The organism is Staphylococcus sp. Y174-1 (assembly GCF_049897865.1).
GTDB lineage: Bacteria > Bacillota > Bacilli > Staphylococcales > Staphylococcaceae > Staphylococcus > Staphylococcus saprophyticus.
Map to the genome: position 1 here is coordinate 900,576 of NZ_JAFCXB010000001.1, position 14,600 is coordinate 915,175.

The 14,600-nt window shown below is 33.5% G+C and carries 12 protein-coding genes; 2 read left to right on the plus strand and 10 right to left on the minus strand.

Annotation, left to right across the window (positions count from 1 at the left end; all coding sequences use genetic code 11):
• Positions 1-3: 3 nt before the first annotated feature.
• From ACP7BT_RS04480 to opp3b, 4 genes are read right to left on the minus strand one after another with little or no spacing between them, the layout of a single operon-like run.
• Positions 4-948, minus strand: coding sequence for an ABC transporter ATP-binding protein (locus ACP7BT_RS04480; RefSeq protein WP_011303489.1), 945 nt, complete (start codon positions 946-948; stop codon positions 4-6).
• A complete protein-coding gene (locus tag ACP7BT_RS04485; RefSeq protein WP_002483769.1) occupies positions 938-2,020 on the minus strand; it encodes an ABC transporter ATP-binding protein in 1,083 nt (360 codons plus the stop codon). The genes ACP7BT_RS04480 and ACP7BT_RS04485 overlap by 11 nt, the downstream gene beginning before the upstream one ends.
• A gap of 18 nt (positions 2,021-2,038) precedes the next feature.
• On the minus strand, positions 2,039-3,106 hold the full coding sequence (gene opp3C, locus ACP7BT_RS04490) for an oligopeptide ABC transporter permease (RefSeq protein ID WP_041079588.1): 1,068 nt from the start codon (positions 3,104-3,106) through the stop codon (positions 2,039-2,041).
• The gene (opp3b, locus tag ACP7BT_RS04495; protein WP_011303491.1) at positions 3,106-4,032 is read right to left on the minus strand and encodes an oligopeptide ABC transporter permease; all 927 of its coding nucleotides are present in this window, start codon (positions 4,030-4,032) and stop codon (positions 3,106-3,108) included. The genes opp3C and opp3b overlap by 1 nt, the downstream gene beginning before the upstream one ends.
• Positions 4,033-4,278: 246 nt before the next feature.
• Here opp3b and ACP7BT_RS04500 point away from each other — a divergent pair, with 246 nt between their 5' ends.
• The gene (locus ACP7BT_RS04500; protein WP_011303492.1) at positions 4,279-4,653 is read left to right on the plus strand and encodes a DUF3899 domain-containing protein; all 375 of its coding nucleotides are present in this window, start codon (positions 4,279-4,281) and stop codon (positions 4,651-4,653) included.
• Between the two features lie 55 nt (positions 4,654-4,708).
• Here ACP7BT_RS04500 and ACP7BT_RS04505 read toward each other — a convergent pair whose 3' ends face one another.
• The 3 genes from ACP7BT_RS04505 to ACP7BT_RS04515 form a co-directional block, all read right to left on the minus strand.
• Entirely contained in the window at positions 4,709-5,941 is a 1,233-nt protein-coding gene (locus tag ACP7BT_RS04505) for an MFS transporter (protein ID WP_037538888.1), read from the minus strand.
• A gap of 307 nt (positions 5,942-6,248) precedes the next feature.
• On the minus strand, positions 6,249-7,493 hold the full coding sequence (gene fabF, locus ACP7BT_RS04510; RefSeq protein WP_210124634.1) for a beta-ketoacyl-ACP synthase II: 1,245 nt from the start codon (positions 7,491-7,493) through the stop codon (positions 6,249-6,251).
• Positions 7,494-7,504: 11 nt separating this feature from the next.
• Positions 7,505-8,446: a beta-ketoacyl-ACP synthase III gene (locus ACP7BT_RS04515; protein ID WP_002483775.1), complete on the minus strand. Its 942-nt coding sequence runs from the start codon at positions 8,444-8,446 to the stop codon at positions 7,505-7,507.
• Between the two features lie 228 nt (positions 8,447-8,674).
• On the opposite strand from ACP7BT_RS04515, the gene ACP7BT_RS04520 reads away from it, so the two are divergent.
• Complete coding sequence (locus tag ACP7BT_RS04520) at positions 8,675-8,869, plus strand: YjzD family protein (RefSeq protein WP_037538889.1); 195 nt, start codon at positions 8,675-8,677, stop codon at positions 8,867-8,869.
• A 294-nt stretch (positions 8,870-9,163) separates the two neighbouring features.
• Here ACP7BT_RS04520 and clpB read toward each other — a convergent pair whose 3' ends face one another.
• The 3 genes from clpB to ACP7BT_RS04535 all read right to left on the minus strand — a co-directional run bounded on the left by clpB (position 9,164) and on the right by ACP7BT_RS04535 (position 14,525).
• On the minus strand, positions 9,164-11,773 hold the full coding sequence (clpB, locus tag ACP7BT_RS04525) for an ATP-dependent chaperone ClpB (RefSeq protein ID WP_041079591.1): 2,610 nt from the start codon (positions 11,771-11,773) through the stop codon (positions 9,164-9,166).
• 387 nt (positions 11,774-12,160) lie between these two features.
• Positions 12,161-13,993, minus strand: coding sequence for an acyltransferase family protein (locus ACP7BT_RS04530; protein WP_041079592.1), 1,833 nt, complete (start codon positions 13,991-13,993; stop codon positions 12,161-12,163).
• 223 nt (positions 13,994-14,216) lie between these two features.
• Entirely contained in the window at positions 14,217-14,525 is a 309-nt protein-coding gene (locus ACP7BT_RS04535) for a metal-sulfur cluster assembly factor (protein WP_002483779.1), read from the minus strand.
• Positions 14,526-14,600: the final 75 nt, after the last annotated feature.

Here is a 14,600-nt window from a genome sequence, read left to right on the forward strand (position 1 = left end):
ATGTTATACAGATGCTTCTTGTGTATGTGATTTCAAATCTTCCGCTTCGTCATCTGTTGTAAATACAAAATGATTCGGTCTGATTTCATGCAATGTACGTTGGTCATTTTTAGTCTCGTCTTCTTTAAAAAGTGTTCTCTTTCTCACACGTTCACTTTCTGGGTCTGGCTGAGGTACAGCCGACAGTAGTGATTGCGTATAAGGGTGCATAGGATGATTATAAATTTCATCCGCACTACCAATTTCGACAATTTTACCAAAGTGCATCACTGCAATTCTGTCCGAAATGTATTTAACCATGGAAAGGTCATGAGCGATGAATAAAAACGTAATGCCTCGTTCTTTTTGCAATTTAAGTAATAAATTTACAACTTGTGCTTGTATTGAAACGTCTAATGCTGAAATAGGTTCATCCGCAATAATAAACTCAGGTTCAACGGCAAGTGCACGTGCAATTCCAATACGTTGTCTTTGTCCTCCAGAGAACTCATGTGGATAACGATTGGCGTGTTCTTTACTTAGTCCCACAGTTTCTAATAAATCGTAGACACGTCTTTTACGATCTTTGACACCTGTAGAAAGTTTATGAATATCAATCCCCTCTGCCACAATATCCATTACTTTAAGTCTTGGATTGAGCGATGCGTATGGATCTTGAAAAATCATTTGTATCTTTTTATTAAATTTCAATGAATCTTTACGATTTTTAATTTTTTGAATATCTATACCTTCATATAAAATTTCACCATCAGTAATATCATTTAGTTTAATAATCGCTTTACCTGTCGTTGATTTACCACAACCAGATTCTCCAACTAGGCCGAAAGTTTCACCTTTATAAACGTCAAATGAAATATTTTCAATTGCTCTTACTTCATTGCGTTTACCTTCGTTAAAATACTGTTTTAAATTTTTCACTTGTAATAACAGTTCATTTTTATTTTCCATCGAACGACACCCTTTCTACCTGTTGTGGCTTATCGAAATTATTTGGCATGTTACGCAAACGTTTTTTCACCATTTCCGGTGGTTCCACATGTGGTGCGCGTTCATCTAATAACCAAGATTTTGCAAAATGTGTTGGTGACACTTGGTACCATGGCGGTGGCGTTTTAAAATCAATATCTAAAGCAAATTGACTTCTTTCTGCAAACGAATCACCTTTAGGTGGATGTAACAAGTCGGGTGGTGTACCTGGAATAGCTAATAATTCAGTCTCTGTACCAGTTGTCAAATCTGGCATAGATGATAATAATCCCCATGTATATGGATGTTTAGGATCATAAAATATTTCATCCACATCCCCTGTTTCTACCATTTGTCCTCCATACATGACCGCTACTCGGTCAGCAATATTCGCAACGACCCCTAAGTCATGCGTGATAAATATAATGGAGGTACTAATCTTATCTTGTAGTTCTTTCATTAATTCCAATATTTGAGCTTGCATTGTTACATCAAGCGCTGTTGTTGGTTCATCTGCAATAAGCACTTTAGGTTCACAAGCAAGCGCGGTTGCGATAACAATTCTTTGACGTTGTCCGCCTGAAAATTGATGAGGATATGCATTAAATCTTTTATCTGCATTTGGTAACCCAACTAAATTCAATATGTCTAACGCTCTTTTTTTAGCTTCTGTTTTACTGTAATTCTTATGTTTCATAAGTGGTTCCATGACTTGTTTCCCAATTTTCATTGTTGGATTTAATGATGTCATTGGATCTTGGAAAATCATTGAAATGTCTTTTCCACGTAATTTGATTAATTCTTGCTCTGATTTTTTAGCTAAGTCTTCCCCTAAAAAATTAATTTCACCTTTTTTAATACGTCCAGCGTCTCCTTGGAATAACTTAGTGATCGCTTTGGTTGTAACTGACTTCCCAGAACCAGATTCACCAACAATTGCAAGGGTTTCTCCTTTATTGATAAAGAAGTCCACGCCTCTTACCGCTTGCACTTCCCCTGCATCGATATCAAAGGAAACATGCAAATTACTAACTTCCAATACTCTTTCTGACATATATGTTGCCCCCTTTTGTTATCTACGCATTTTAGGATCAAATGCATCACGTAATCCATCACTAAATAGATAGAAGAATAAGATTAATAAACTTAATACAAGTGCTGGAATAAATAATTCATGCGGATGAATTAATAACATGGCTCTACCTTCATTCACTAAAGAACCTAATGATGTTCTAGGTGCTGGTACCCCAATACCAATGAAACTTAAGAAAGCCTCGAAGAATATTGCATTAGGTACTGTAAACATAGATGTAACTACGATAACACCTAATGTATTAGGTAAAATATGTTTGAATATTAATTTTATTTTAGATGCTCCCAAAGTTTTAGATGCTAATACAAATTCTTGGTTTTTTAACTTTAGGAATTCACCACGAACCACACGACTCATGCCAATCCATCCTGTAATTGCCATGGCTAATATAATTGTCCAAATAGACGGTTCGAATATTAGTACGAATAAAATAACAACAATTAGTGTAGGTATAGACGCAACGACTTCAATAATACGTTGCATGACATTATCTATCCGTCCCCCAAAGAAACCGGATATTGCGCCATATACAACGCCTATGAATATATCTAGTAACGCTGCTACAACACCAATGAATAAGGATACTTGTGCACCTTGCCAAGTTCTAGACCATAAATCTCTTCCAAGTTGGTCTGTACCGAACCAGAAGTTTTCTTTCACACCTGCTTCTTTATATGCATCTACGCCCTGTGCTCCTTCACCATCAAAAGGTAAAAATGGAATTTGATCCAATACAGGAATTTTTGCAGGTAAGTTACGTCTCTCTACATCTTGCTCTGCATAATCATGAGAACTTAATAAAGGTCCAATCAATGCTAGTAAGATAATGATGATTAAACCTATCATCCCTACGACGGCAAGCTTGTTTCTTTTAAGCTGTGCCCAAGCGTCTTGCCAAAAGTTTTTACTTTCTCTTTGCATTTCTGGTTCTTTTTCTAAATTGTTTTTACTTCTAATAAAATCCGAAGCTGGTATCGCTTCTGAGGTATGTGTCATAACTGCATTTGAATGGTCATCATTGTATTTTTCATCTCTTTTATCAGCCATTATTTTTTACCTCCTTGTACACGAATACGTGGATCAATCACACCATATAAAATATCTACAAGGAAAATAGAAACAATAAATAGTGTACTGAATAAAATCGTTGTCGCCATAATTACTGGGAAATCATTTGTCGTAATTGAACGTACAAATTGATCCCCTAAACCAGGCACACCGAATATATTTTCAATTGTCAATGTACCCGTTAATATACTTGCTAACATCGGTACAATAATTGTGATGACTGGGATTAATGCATTTCTTAATGCATGACCAAACAACACTCTCATCGTTGAATTCCCTTTTGCACGTGCTAACAAGATATAATCTGAACTTAAAACTTCTATCATTTCCGCTCTTATGTATCTTGCAACTGTTGCTAATACTGCTGCTGACAATGCCAGTGAAGGTAGTACAGCTGTCGATATACCTTCCCAACCTGCGACTGGAAACCACTGTAATCTAACTGAAAATACGTATTGTAACAATACCGCTAACACGAACGATGGTACTGAAACTGCAATAACTGAGATGACCGTTGCTGTATAATCAACCCAAGTATTTTGCCGTACTGCTGCAATAACGCCTAGTATCAAACCTATAATTACACCTATCACCATTGCCGTTAACCCCATCTCAAGCGACGGAACTAATCTCGGTTTAATTAACTCCCATACAGGTTGGTTATCATATTGAAATGAGTTACCAAAGTCCCCCGTAACGACATTCTTCAAATAACTAACATACTGCACTGGTACTGGATCATTGAGACCATATTTTTCATTTAAAATCTGCTTTTGCTCTTCATTTAATTTTTCATCATTAAATGGTGAACCGGGCATCAGCTTCATTAAGAAAAATGTTATCGAAATGATAATGAACAGTGATAAAATCATGTAGCCTAAACGCTTCAAAACATACTTAAGCATTTTTTATCCCCCTTTAATTTCAGAATAAACATTCCCTTCGAAATATTCAGAAATATTTAATAATAGTATACTTATAGTTCATATTTTAATCAATATTGTTTTGCTTTACTTTATTAAAGTAAATGAATTTTATTTAATTTTCTTTCTCTTTAAAAGTGTTGATATAAAAGAATTTATAAGGCAAATTATTCATTTTTTAGTTATTTTAAGTTACAATAAATTTATTAAATAAAGGAGACAATAAATATGAGGAAATTTACCACTTATCTATTTTGGCTATTATTTACACCATTGATTTCATTCTTATGTTGGCTCTTTGCCTCACATCAATTAACTCAGTATTTAAATATCATATTCTATGTATCTTTTATATTTGTGATTATCCTATTTAGTTTAATCATTGTTCAAGAAGGTATATTAGATCCTACGAGTTACGGTTTTAGAAGACTAAAGTATCAGCTAACGAATAAAAAACACAAAGATACGCTAGAAAATGATGATTTTTTTAAACCTACACAAGCCAAAAAATCATCCTACTTTGTAAATCCATGGATTAAAGTGGGCTTTGTTTTTAATTTGCTATATTTACTTATTTCGATTGCCATTTCATTTATTATATAAAAAAGACTGTATTAGCTATTGTGATGATTCACAATAAACGAATACAGTCTTTTCATTATTTTGTTTCAATATTAGGGTTATGAAATAATGCGTAATACAAGAGGATAAATCCTAATAGTACTATAACAGCTACATATACTGACATCATCCAAGGCAGAATAAACGCACCAATTATTAATCCCAAACGTGCCAATATATTCCCTCCATAGAATGAAATCATCCCAAATGTATTATAAGTACTTCGTTTATCTTCAGGAATCATCAAGAAACGTTGCGCATTTTGAATTGGGGAATAAATCAATTCACCTAATGTAGCTATAATAGAAAATAAGCATAATATCCAAAATTCAGAAGCTGACATCAAAACACTGTAACCAACGGTATATAAAACAATACCTATCATAAATGCAATTTTCTTTGAGGTGTTATCTACAATTCTATTAACCGTAAAAGTTAATGTCGCCACTACAAGTGTATTGATGATCATAATTACTGTAAACATTCGGACACCATCAATATAAAAGCCTAAAAAATGTAAAGGTTCAAACGCTTCTTTTAGTCTTACAACTACATAAGAATTCAAACTGAGTTCAGCCATGATGACCATCATAAACCCAATATTAAGCAACATATAGTATTTATCCTTAATGACAACATGATAACTATCTACGAAATGTTTAAATTTAGAGGTTAGATCTTCTTTTTTAGTAATAACTTGCTCCACGTCATAATATTTTTCAAATAAATACCAACTTATCAGCATAGCAATGAAAAATAATACAAATAATAAATGCTTATGTCCTAAATATAACAACGCGCCTAATGCCATGCCAATCGCCGTACCAATATTAAACATCCAATAATTTAATTGATAAACGTACTCGCGAACTTCTTCATAAATGGCATCCATAATTGCTGCTTCAAAAATAGGTTCACTCGCAGCAAACAATAATTCAAAGATAAATACCGTTATACAAAATATGATTAAACCTAAACCATCCATAGTCACCGTAATACTTAAAATAATCAGACACACAGCGTAGATAAAATGTATTAAATTGACTACTTTCTTCCTATTATAATTGTCTCCTAAATATCCACCTACGAAGGACACTACAAAACTTACAATGATATTGGCAATTAAAAATGTACCAGCAAATACAGCATTTACTTTACTCGTTAAATATAATGCCATAAAGGGTAAAATCGCTTGGCTCGCTATAATTAAGATGAAATCTGCTATCATTCTTGTTTTCAACGTTGTAGATAATGTTAGAAATTGCTTCATCTTAATTACACCCCACTTTATAATCCAATAATTTACATTATACACTAAATGTATGTCTTGAATAGACATTTTATAAATATAAAATTATCTTCACTTTATATTTTAACTTTTTCTAAACATTTCACAATATAAATTTTATGTTTTACAAGAATTTTAAATATTCAACCGTTAAAAAGTTATTATAATAAACTATAAGCCTCTCTATTATTGTTATCATTTCTCTAACTTTCTTAAGTTCGATATTTACAAAAAAAGCAAGAGCATCCGGTTGAGATGATCTTGCTTTTCAAAATATAACTTATCTACATTAATCAGTAAATTTTTTCAATACAAGTACAGCATTGTGTCCACCAAAACCTAAACTATTACTCATTGCATAGGTAATATCTAAATCTTCTGCTTTGTTTGGAACGATATCTAAATCGCATTCAGGATCTGGTGAATCAGCATGAATCGTTGGTGCAATACGACTATCTCTAATTGAAAGTGCAGAGAAAATAGCTTCTAATCCACCTGTAGCCCCTAGTAAATGACCTGTCATTGATTTAGTTGAACTTACTTTCAATGATTTCGCCGCTTCACCGAAAGTATTCTTAATAGCTTGAATTTCAGTTAAGTCACCTACTGGAGTGCTTGTTCCATGTGCATTTAAATATTGAATGTCTTTCGCTTCAATACCAGCATCATCTATTGCCGCTTGCATAGCACGTGAACCGCCTTCACCTTCTGGAGCTGGGGCTGTTATATGATATGCGTCACCAGTTGATCCATAACCTACGACTTCAGCGTAAATTTGCGCACCACGAGCTTTCGCTGATTCAAGTGATTCTAAAACGACAATACCTGCACCTTCACCCATGATAAATCCATCACGACCTTCTTGGAAAGGACGACATGCAGTTTCTTTATCATCATTTGTAGATAATGCACGACTCGCACTAAAGCCAGCTAATGCCATATGTGTAATCGGTGCTTCTGTACCACCAGTAATCATTGCATCTGCATCGCCACGTTGTATAATCTTGAATGCTTCACCTATTGAGTTCGTACCAGTTGCACAAGCAGTAACCGTCGAACCATTCGGCCCTTTAGCACCTAAATCTATTGATACTTGACCTGTCGCCATATCTGGGATCAGCATAGGTACGAAGAATGGACTCACACGTCTTGGTCCACGATTTAATAATTGGCTATGTGAAATTTCAAATGTTTCCATACCACCAATACCTGAACCAATCCATACGCCAATTTTATCCGCAGTACTATCATTAATTTCAAGTTTAGCATCATTAACGGCTTCTCTTGCAGCTACAACTGCATATTGTGTAAAGCGATCCATGCGTCTCGCTTCTTTTTTAGGAATATGCTCTTCAATATCAAAGTCTTTTAACTCTCCAGCTAAATGGACATTGTAATCCGTTGTATCTATGCGTGTAATCGAATCTATACCACTTACACCTTTTAATGCATTGTCCCAAGTAGACTTAGCATTATTTCCTATAGGTGATAATGCGCCAATTCCTGTAATAACAACACGTTGTTCTTTGCTCATAATTTATCCTCCTATTTTCCCCATCTTAGTGTCACAGCGCCCCATGTTAAGCCGCCACCAAAACCTACTAACACTAAGACATCATCATCTTTAATCCTACCATTTTCTAACTCTTGTCCTATACTTAATGGGATTGACGCTGCTGAAGTATTACCAAAGCGATCAACAGATACACTCATTTTTTCTTTTGGTATACCTAAACGTTCTCTCGCTGACTCCATAATTCTTATATTTGCTTGATGAGGTACAAACATATCTACATCATCTGCAGTTAAATTAGCTTTTGCTACTGCGTTGTTAGATGCTTCACCCATAATTCTTACAGCAAATTTAAAAACTTCACGGCCATTCATAAATATTTTTCCGTTTTCTGGATTTAAATATAAATGCTTAGCACCTGAGCCGTCTGAACCTAATTCATAACTTAAGATACCTCGACCTTCAGATACTTCACCGATTACTACAGCTCCAGCTCCATCACCAAATAAAATGGCTGTTGAACGGTCTGTCAAATCTGTGATTTTAGATAATTTGTCCACTCCAACTACTAAAATATTTTTATAATCACCAGATTGAACAAATTGTTTAGCATTTATCATTGAATACATGAAACCACTACAAGCGGCTAATTGATCCATAGAAGCAACTTTGCCGATGCCTAATCTTTCTTGTAATATATTGGCAACTGTTGGGAATGGAAAATCCCCTGTTGATGTCGCAACAATAATCATATCTATTTCTGATGCTTCTATACCTGCATCTTCAATTGCTTTTAAACTAGCTTGATAAGCCATGTCTGAAGTTTCTTCGTCTTCACCAGCCCATCTACGTTCTTTAATACCAGTCATTTGAGAAATCCATTCGTCTGATGTTTCTAAAAATGATTCAAAATAGGTATTTTCTACAACTTTTTCAGGTGCGTATGCACCAAAACCTTTAATACCCACGTCCATGGTTGTACACCTTCTTAAATTTAATTTTAATACCAGGTATTAATTTAACATAATACACATTTCAAATACAAGAACTATACATATTTCATTGCGTATTTTCCACAAATAATTATAAATGACTTAGCTCATTATCACAAAGTATAACCACAATTATTACTAACCTACTATACAAACTACACTTTTTTATTTATAATGTAGATATATATACGATATTGGAGGCATTACATAATGAAATACCTCGCAGTTTTATTTTGGTCTATTGTCTTATTACAAATGATTAATTTCGTACTTAACAGCTTAAATGGTGGCGGTGCACTGAACCTCATTACACCAGTCATAGGCGCTGTTGTATTTACGATTATTATTATCTTATTTGATTTGGTAATTAAACCTAAACATAATAATACAAATGAACAACATTAGATGACTAGGATAATGGTTTAGCTTATGTTTAAGAACGAATCATTTTAATGAAATGTAAAGTTTGAAACATTGATTTATATCCTAGAATCTTTAAACTGTCAACAAAGTCTTCTGACTGACGTTGGCAGTTTTTTTATTTTCAATATTAAAAAATAAACTTATTGGTTTGTTGAGATATGATATATCAACTTACAATCTTGTTCCCCGATTTTATAATTAAAAAAGTGGCGCAGAAACCAATGTAAAAATTAAGGTTTCTGCGCCACACCGTTTTGTTAAATTCAATTATACTTACTAATCGATTTCTGGTTTGTTTTCAGTAAATCTTAAACCATCTTCTGATAGGTCGATGTCTATTGTTGTGCCTTCAGGTAAATTTTCTCTAATCATTTTACGTGCAAGTGGTGTTTCTATTTGTCTTTGCACAAAACGTTTCAACGGTCTTGCACCGAATTGTGGTTCGTATGCTTCTTCACCTAACCACGCTTTAGCTTCATCTGACACATTAATTGAAATACGTTGTGCCATTAATCTAATATTCAATTCAGTTAATATTTTATCTACTATAGAACTCATATCACTGATTGTTAATGGTTTAAATAATACAATATCATCCATACGGTTAATAATTTCTGGTTTAAAGTATTGGTTTAAGCTATTCATAACAGCTTTTTCTGTATCATCAGTAATCACACCAGCATCTTTTACGTTTTCTAATAGGATTTGTGAGCCAATGTTACTAGTCATAATGATAATTGTATTTTTAAAATCAACTTCACGACCTTTAGAATCAGTAAGTCTACCTTCTTCAAGTATTTGTAACAATACATTAAATACGTCTGAATGTGCTTTTTCAATTTCATCTAATAATATAACAGAATATGGATTACGACGAACCGCTTCAGTTAATTGTCCACCTTCATCGTGACCTACATAGCCTGGAGGTGCACCAATTAAACGGGAAACTGAATGTTTTTCCATGTACTCACTCATATCAATTCGTATCATATGTTTTTCTGAATCAAATAAAGTTGACGCTAAGGATTTGGCTAATTCTGTTTTACCAACACCTGTAGGTCCTAAGAACAAGAAACTACCTATTGGTCTATTTGGATCTTTAATGCCAGCGCGCGCTCTGACAACAGCATCAGAAACTAAATCTACAGCTTTATCTTGACCAACGACACGTTCGTGTAAAATGTCTGAAAGATTTAATAACTTCTCTCTTTCTGTTTCTACAAGTTTAGAAACAGGGATACCTGTCCATGAACTAACAATATCACCAATTTCTTCATCTGATACAATCTCACGTATAATGCGCTCATTGTCACTATTTTGCTCATTTTGGAATGCAGCTTCTAACTCGCGTAATTCTTTTTCTAATTCAGGAATTTTACCATGTTGTAATTCTGCCGCTTTTTCCAAATTATAATTGTTTTCTGCATCTTCTAAGGCTTTTCTACTTTCGTCTAATTCAGTACGTTTTTCTTGTAGTTTTGCAATTTTGCCTTTTTCTTCTTCTACGCGTGATTGAATTGCGTTTTGTTTTTCTTTTTCATTAGACAATTCTTGTTGTAATTCTTGTAAGCGTTGTTTACTCGCGTTATCTGATTCGTTTTTCAATGCGCTTTCTTCAATTTCTAATTGCATGACGCGACGATTAACTTGGTCTAACTCTGTTGGATTTGAACCCATTTCAGTACGAATCGTTGCACACGCTTGGTCCACAAGATCAATCGCTTTATCCGGTAAGAAGCGATCAGTAATATAACGATCTGATAGTTCTGCCGCAGCTACTAATGCTTTATCTTGAATACGTACACCATGATAAACTTCATAACGTTCTTTCAGTCCACGTAAAATGGAAATTGTATCTTCTACATCTGGCTCAGACACATTTACTTTTTGGAAACGACGCTCTAATGCAGAGTCTTTTTCAATATATTCTCTATATTCATTGAGTGTTGTTGCACCGATACAGTGTAATTCGCCACGTGCAAGCATTGGTTTTAGCATATTACCTGCATCCATCGCGCCTTCTGTTTTACCTGCACCAACAAGCATGTGAATTTCATCTATAAATAATATAATTCTACCGTCTGAGTCTTTCACTTCTTTAAGTACTGCTTTTAAACGTTCTTCGAATTCACCACGATATTTTGCACCTGCAACAAGCGCACTTAAATCTAATTCAAATATTGTTTTATCTAAAAGTGATTCAGGCACGTCTTTACGCACAATACGTTGTGCAAGGCCTTCAACAATTGCTGTTTTACCTACACCTGGTTCACCGATTAATACTGGATTATTCTTAGTCTTTCTACTTAAGATTCTCACAGTATTTCTTATTTCTTCATCACGTCCAATGACAGGATCCATATTACCTTGACGGACTTCTTCAACTAAATCTCTACCATATTTTTCTAAAGCTTCATAATTTGCTTCTGGGTTTTGTGACGTCACATGATTTCCTCCTCTAATTTTTTTAATGATTTCTACAATAACTTCTTTTTTATTATCGACAAATTTAATTGTTGTATCATCTATGTCCATTGCAGCTAAAATGATATGTTCCATAGAAATATACTCATCTTCATAAGTATTCATATACGTTTCAGCTTTATTTATTAATTCATTTGCTTTCTGGCTAATATATTGACCATATTGCACGTTATCCCCTTGTACTGAAGGATAATTTTTCAATTTTTCATCGTAAGCCTTATTTAAAAGTTCGGTCTCTATGTTTGCTCTTTCCAATACACTTTTAAATAAACTTTCACTTTCTTCAAGTGCTGCTTTTAATATTGCTTCTATTTCGATATTTTGATTTTCGTTATCTTTTGCTAGCTCTATTGCTTTTTGCAAAGCACCTTGAACTGCATAGGTCATTTGATTAATATCCAAAATGATTCACCTCACCATTTAGTCTTTGATCAAGAACAAAGTAAGTTTGACTTTGACTTTCTTTGACCTTAATTTTATTATAATCCTATTGTTCACTTTTATCAACCAATATGACTATAAATTTTAAATTATTTTAGCTGCGTGCAATGCCTTATATACCTATGTTTTGCCCATAATTTTTATATTCTAAACAATGACTTTGTTCATTTTAAACATGATATATAAACACCCCTTAGATATGAATATTCATGACACTCAATAAATTAAAAGGCATAACCGCTTGTTCATTAAGCGGTTATGCCTTTTATTGTGTTTTAGCAGTCTATTTCATGCAAATCACACTCTAATTAAATTTATTAAATTGACTCAATTTCATATTTAATTTTGCTACTTAGCGGTTGATTTCGTTGCAATATGTTTTAAAATTTCATCTGTTAATGCTTTTACACCTGAAGGCTCTAAATGAATACCATCTGGTGCAAAGTACTCGCTATGGCCTTTCGAACGTTGATACCAATCAATCAATGTTACATTATGATGCTTTTTAGCTGCGTCTGACATAACTTGGTTGACATGACCTTCATAGCTTCTTGGTACACGCGTGTTAATCAAATACACATTGGCTTTACCATATTTGCCTATCAGTTCGTCCAGCTGTGCTTCAGAAAAATCTCCATTCGTTCCTAATTCTAAAATCACTTGCTTAGACTTATAATTGTAAGATTTATATTTTTCATCTGTTAATGGTATAGCTTCATATAAATTACGTCCGACTTTACCATCAATGGTTGCATTGGGAACGTGCGTTTTAAAAGTTTCTCCAATATCAACCATAACCGAATCACCAATAAGCAGTGGACTCAAATCAGTATATACCTCATTATCTTTATCTTTTTTAAAATTTGAATCTCCTAAAAAGTTAACATCGTCGACCGGTATGGGTCTAACCATATACTTATCAATTTCTGCTGTATTATATGACGTTGATTTATTATTAATTTGGCCTTTTCCTAAACGATCAAATGTCCCCGCAAAAATAAAAATGGTTGGTAGCAGTATCACGCCTAGTAGTATAGTTCTGATTAATGTGGACTTTTTATATTTATTAATACTTAAGGCCTTGAATCCTTGTTTTCTAAACTGTGTTTCAATGAATCTATATGATATTTCAGCAAAGAAAATAGTCAATAAGATGTCTAGAGCATATACATATAATGGGACTTGACCTTCAACATAATAGGAATGTAAAAAGCTTATGACTGGGAAATGCCATAAATATAAACTATAAGAGCGTTTACCAATATAAACAAAGAAAGGATTTCCTATTAATTTAGCGAAATACCCCGATGGATGCACTACACTAATGATAACAAATAAAGTGATACCGGAAATAAGGTAAAAACCACCATTATAGATCCAATCACTATTATCATCGACTTTAATGAAAAGTAATAAGAGTATTAAAATCCCTATTGCACCTATACTATCAATAATGAACCTGAGACTAGGATTAGGGTTCTGCTTTAATTTAAATGGCGGCCAAATAAAGGCTAATATAACACCGAGCAACATCGTTTGTAACCTTGTATCTGTTCCAAAATAAACACGAGAATGTTGCATATGTGGTTGAGAAATCCAAACCATTAAAAGTAATGAAATCAGTGAAATAATCCAAAAAATAAGTGTTACATTTCGGTATTTCTTAATTGTTAATAATAATGCTATCAAAACGATTGGAAAAACTATGTAGAATTGCTCTTCAATTGCTAATGACCACAAATGTTTTAATGGCATAAAGGCAAACTGTTCAAAATAATTTACATCAGTTGCAATATACCACCAATTTGATACATAAAAAATGGCTGCAAATGCATCATGCTTTATACTTATAATTTGTTCAGGCTTAAAAATGAGTGTCGCTAAAGTTACTGTAACAACTAATACCAATACGGCCGGTATCAAACGTTTAATTCGCCGTAACCAAAACTGCTTCAAATTGATAATGCCGGTACTTTCATACTCAAACAAAAGTAAACTTGTAATTAAGTAGCCCGAAATTACAAAAAATGTATCTACACCAAGAAACCCACCAGATAACCATTGCTTATTTAAATGATAAATAATAATACCTATAACTGCAATTGCTCTAAGTCCATCTAAACCAGGCATATAACGCGTGTGACGGTTGGTTTGATTACGATTATTAGAATTTCTGTTCATTTACTACCATACTTTCATCTCCGAATATATTACTTTTGCTTTTTAATGTTTTACACCAAGCCATTGTAATACTTTCGTAACATAACTGCAATTATTTTAATGATTTGCACTATAGAAAATTTTTATTTTAAGATTGTCAGCATGCTTTAAATTTTCAAAAAAATACTAGCCTATAGACCATTATCGATCTTTAAGCTAGTATTTTCAATTACTATTAGTAGCGTTAGCCGATGCCTAATGCAATTTTAGCATAACGAGACATCATGTCTTTACCCCATGGTGGACTCCAAACAATATTCACTTCTGTATCTGCTATTTCTGGAATCTCAGCTAAAACCATTTTAACTTGGTTAACAATTTGTGGTCCCATTGGGCATCCCATAGATGTTAATGTCATTTCAACTGTACATAAACCTTCGTCATTAACATCAACATTATATACTAAACCTAAGTTGACAATATCAATACCTAACTCAGGGTCAATAACCATTTCTAACGCATTTAATATGCTATCTTTTAATCCTTCATCCATTCATATCACCTCTTCGAATTTAATGATACTAACAATATATCAAATATCTTACAAAACGCCAATAAAATGCTATGA

Bases quoted from the DNA above. Each gene is read 5' to 3' on its own strand.
- ACP7BT_RS04520 (WP_037538889.1), top strand. From the start codon at position 8,675: ATGAAATACCTCGCAGTTTTATTTTGGTCTATTGTCTTATTACAAATG.
- ACP7BT_RS04530 (WP_041079592.1), bottom strand. From the start codon at position 13,993: ATGAACAGAAATTCTAATAATCGTAATCAAACCAACCGTCACACGCGT.
- ACP7BT_RS04480 (WP_011303489.1), bottom strand. From the start codon at position 948: ATGGAAAATAAAAATGAACTGTTATTACAAGTGAAAAATTTAAAACAG.
- fabF (WP_210124634.1), bottom strand. From the start codon at position 7,493: ATGAGCAAAGAACAACGTGTTGTTATTACAGGAATTGGCGCATTATCA.
- opp3b (WP_011303491.1), bottom strand. From the start codon at position 4,032: ATGCTTAAGTATGTTTTGAAGCGTTTAGGCTACATGATTTTATCACTG.
- ACP7BT_RS04485 (WP_002483769.1), bottom strand. From the start codon at position 2,020: ATGTCAGAAAGAGTATTGGAAGTTAGTAATTTGCATGTTTCCTTTGAT.
- opp3C (WP_041079588.1), bottom strand. From the start codon at position 3,106: ATGGCTGATAAAAGAGATGAAAAATACAATGATGACCATTCAAATGCA.
- ACP7BT_RS04505 (WP_037538888.1), bottom strand. From the start codon at position 5,941: ATGAAGCAATTTCTAACATTATCTACAACGTTGAAAACAAGAATGATA.
- ACP7BT_RS04515 (WP_002483775.1), bottom strand. From the start codon at position 8,446: ATGGACGTGGGTATTAAAGGTTTTGGTGCATACGCACCTGAAAAAGTT.
- ACP7BT_RS04535 (WP_002483779.1), bottom strand. From the start codon at position 14,525: ATGGATGAAGGATTAAAAGATAGCATATTAAATGCGTTAGAAATGGTT.
- ACP7BT_RS04500 (WP_011303492.1), top strand. From the start codon at position 4,279: ATGAGGAAATTTACCACTTATCTATTTTGGCTATTATTTACACCATTG.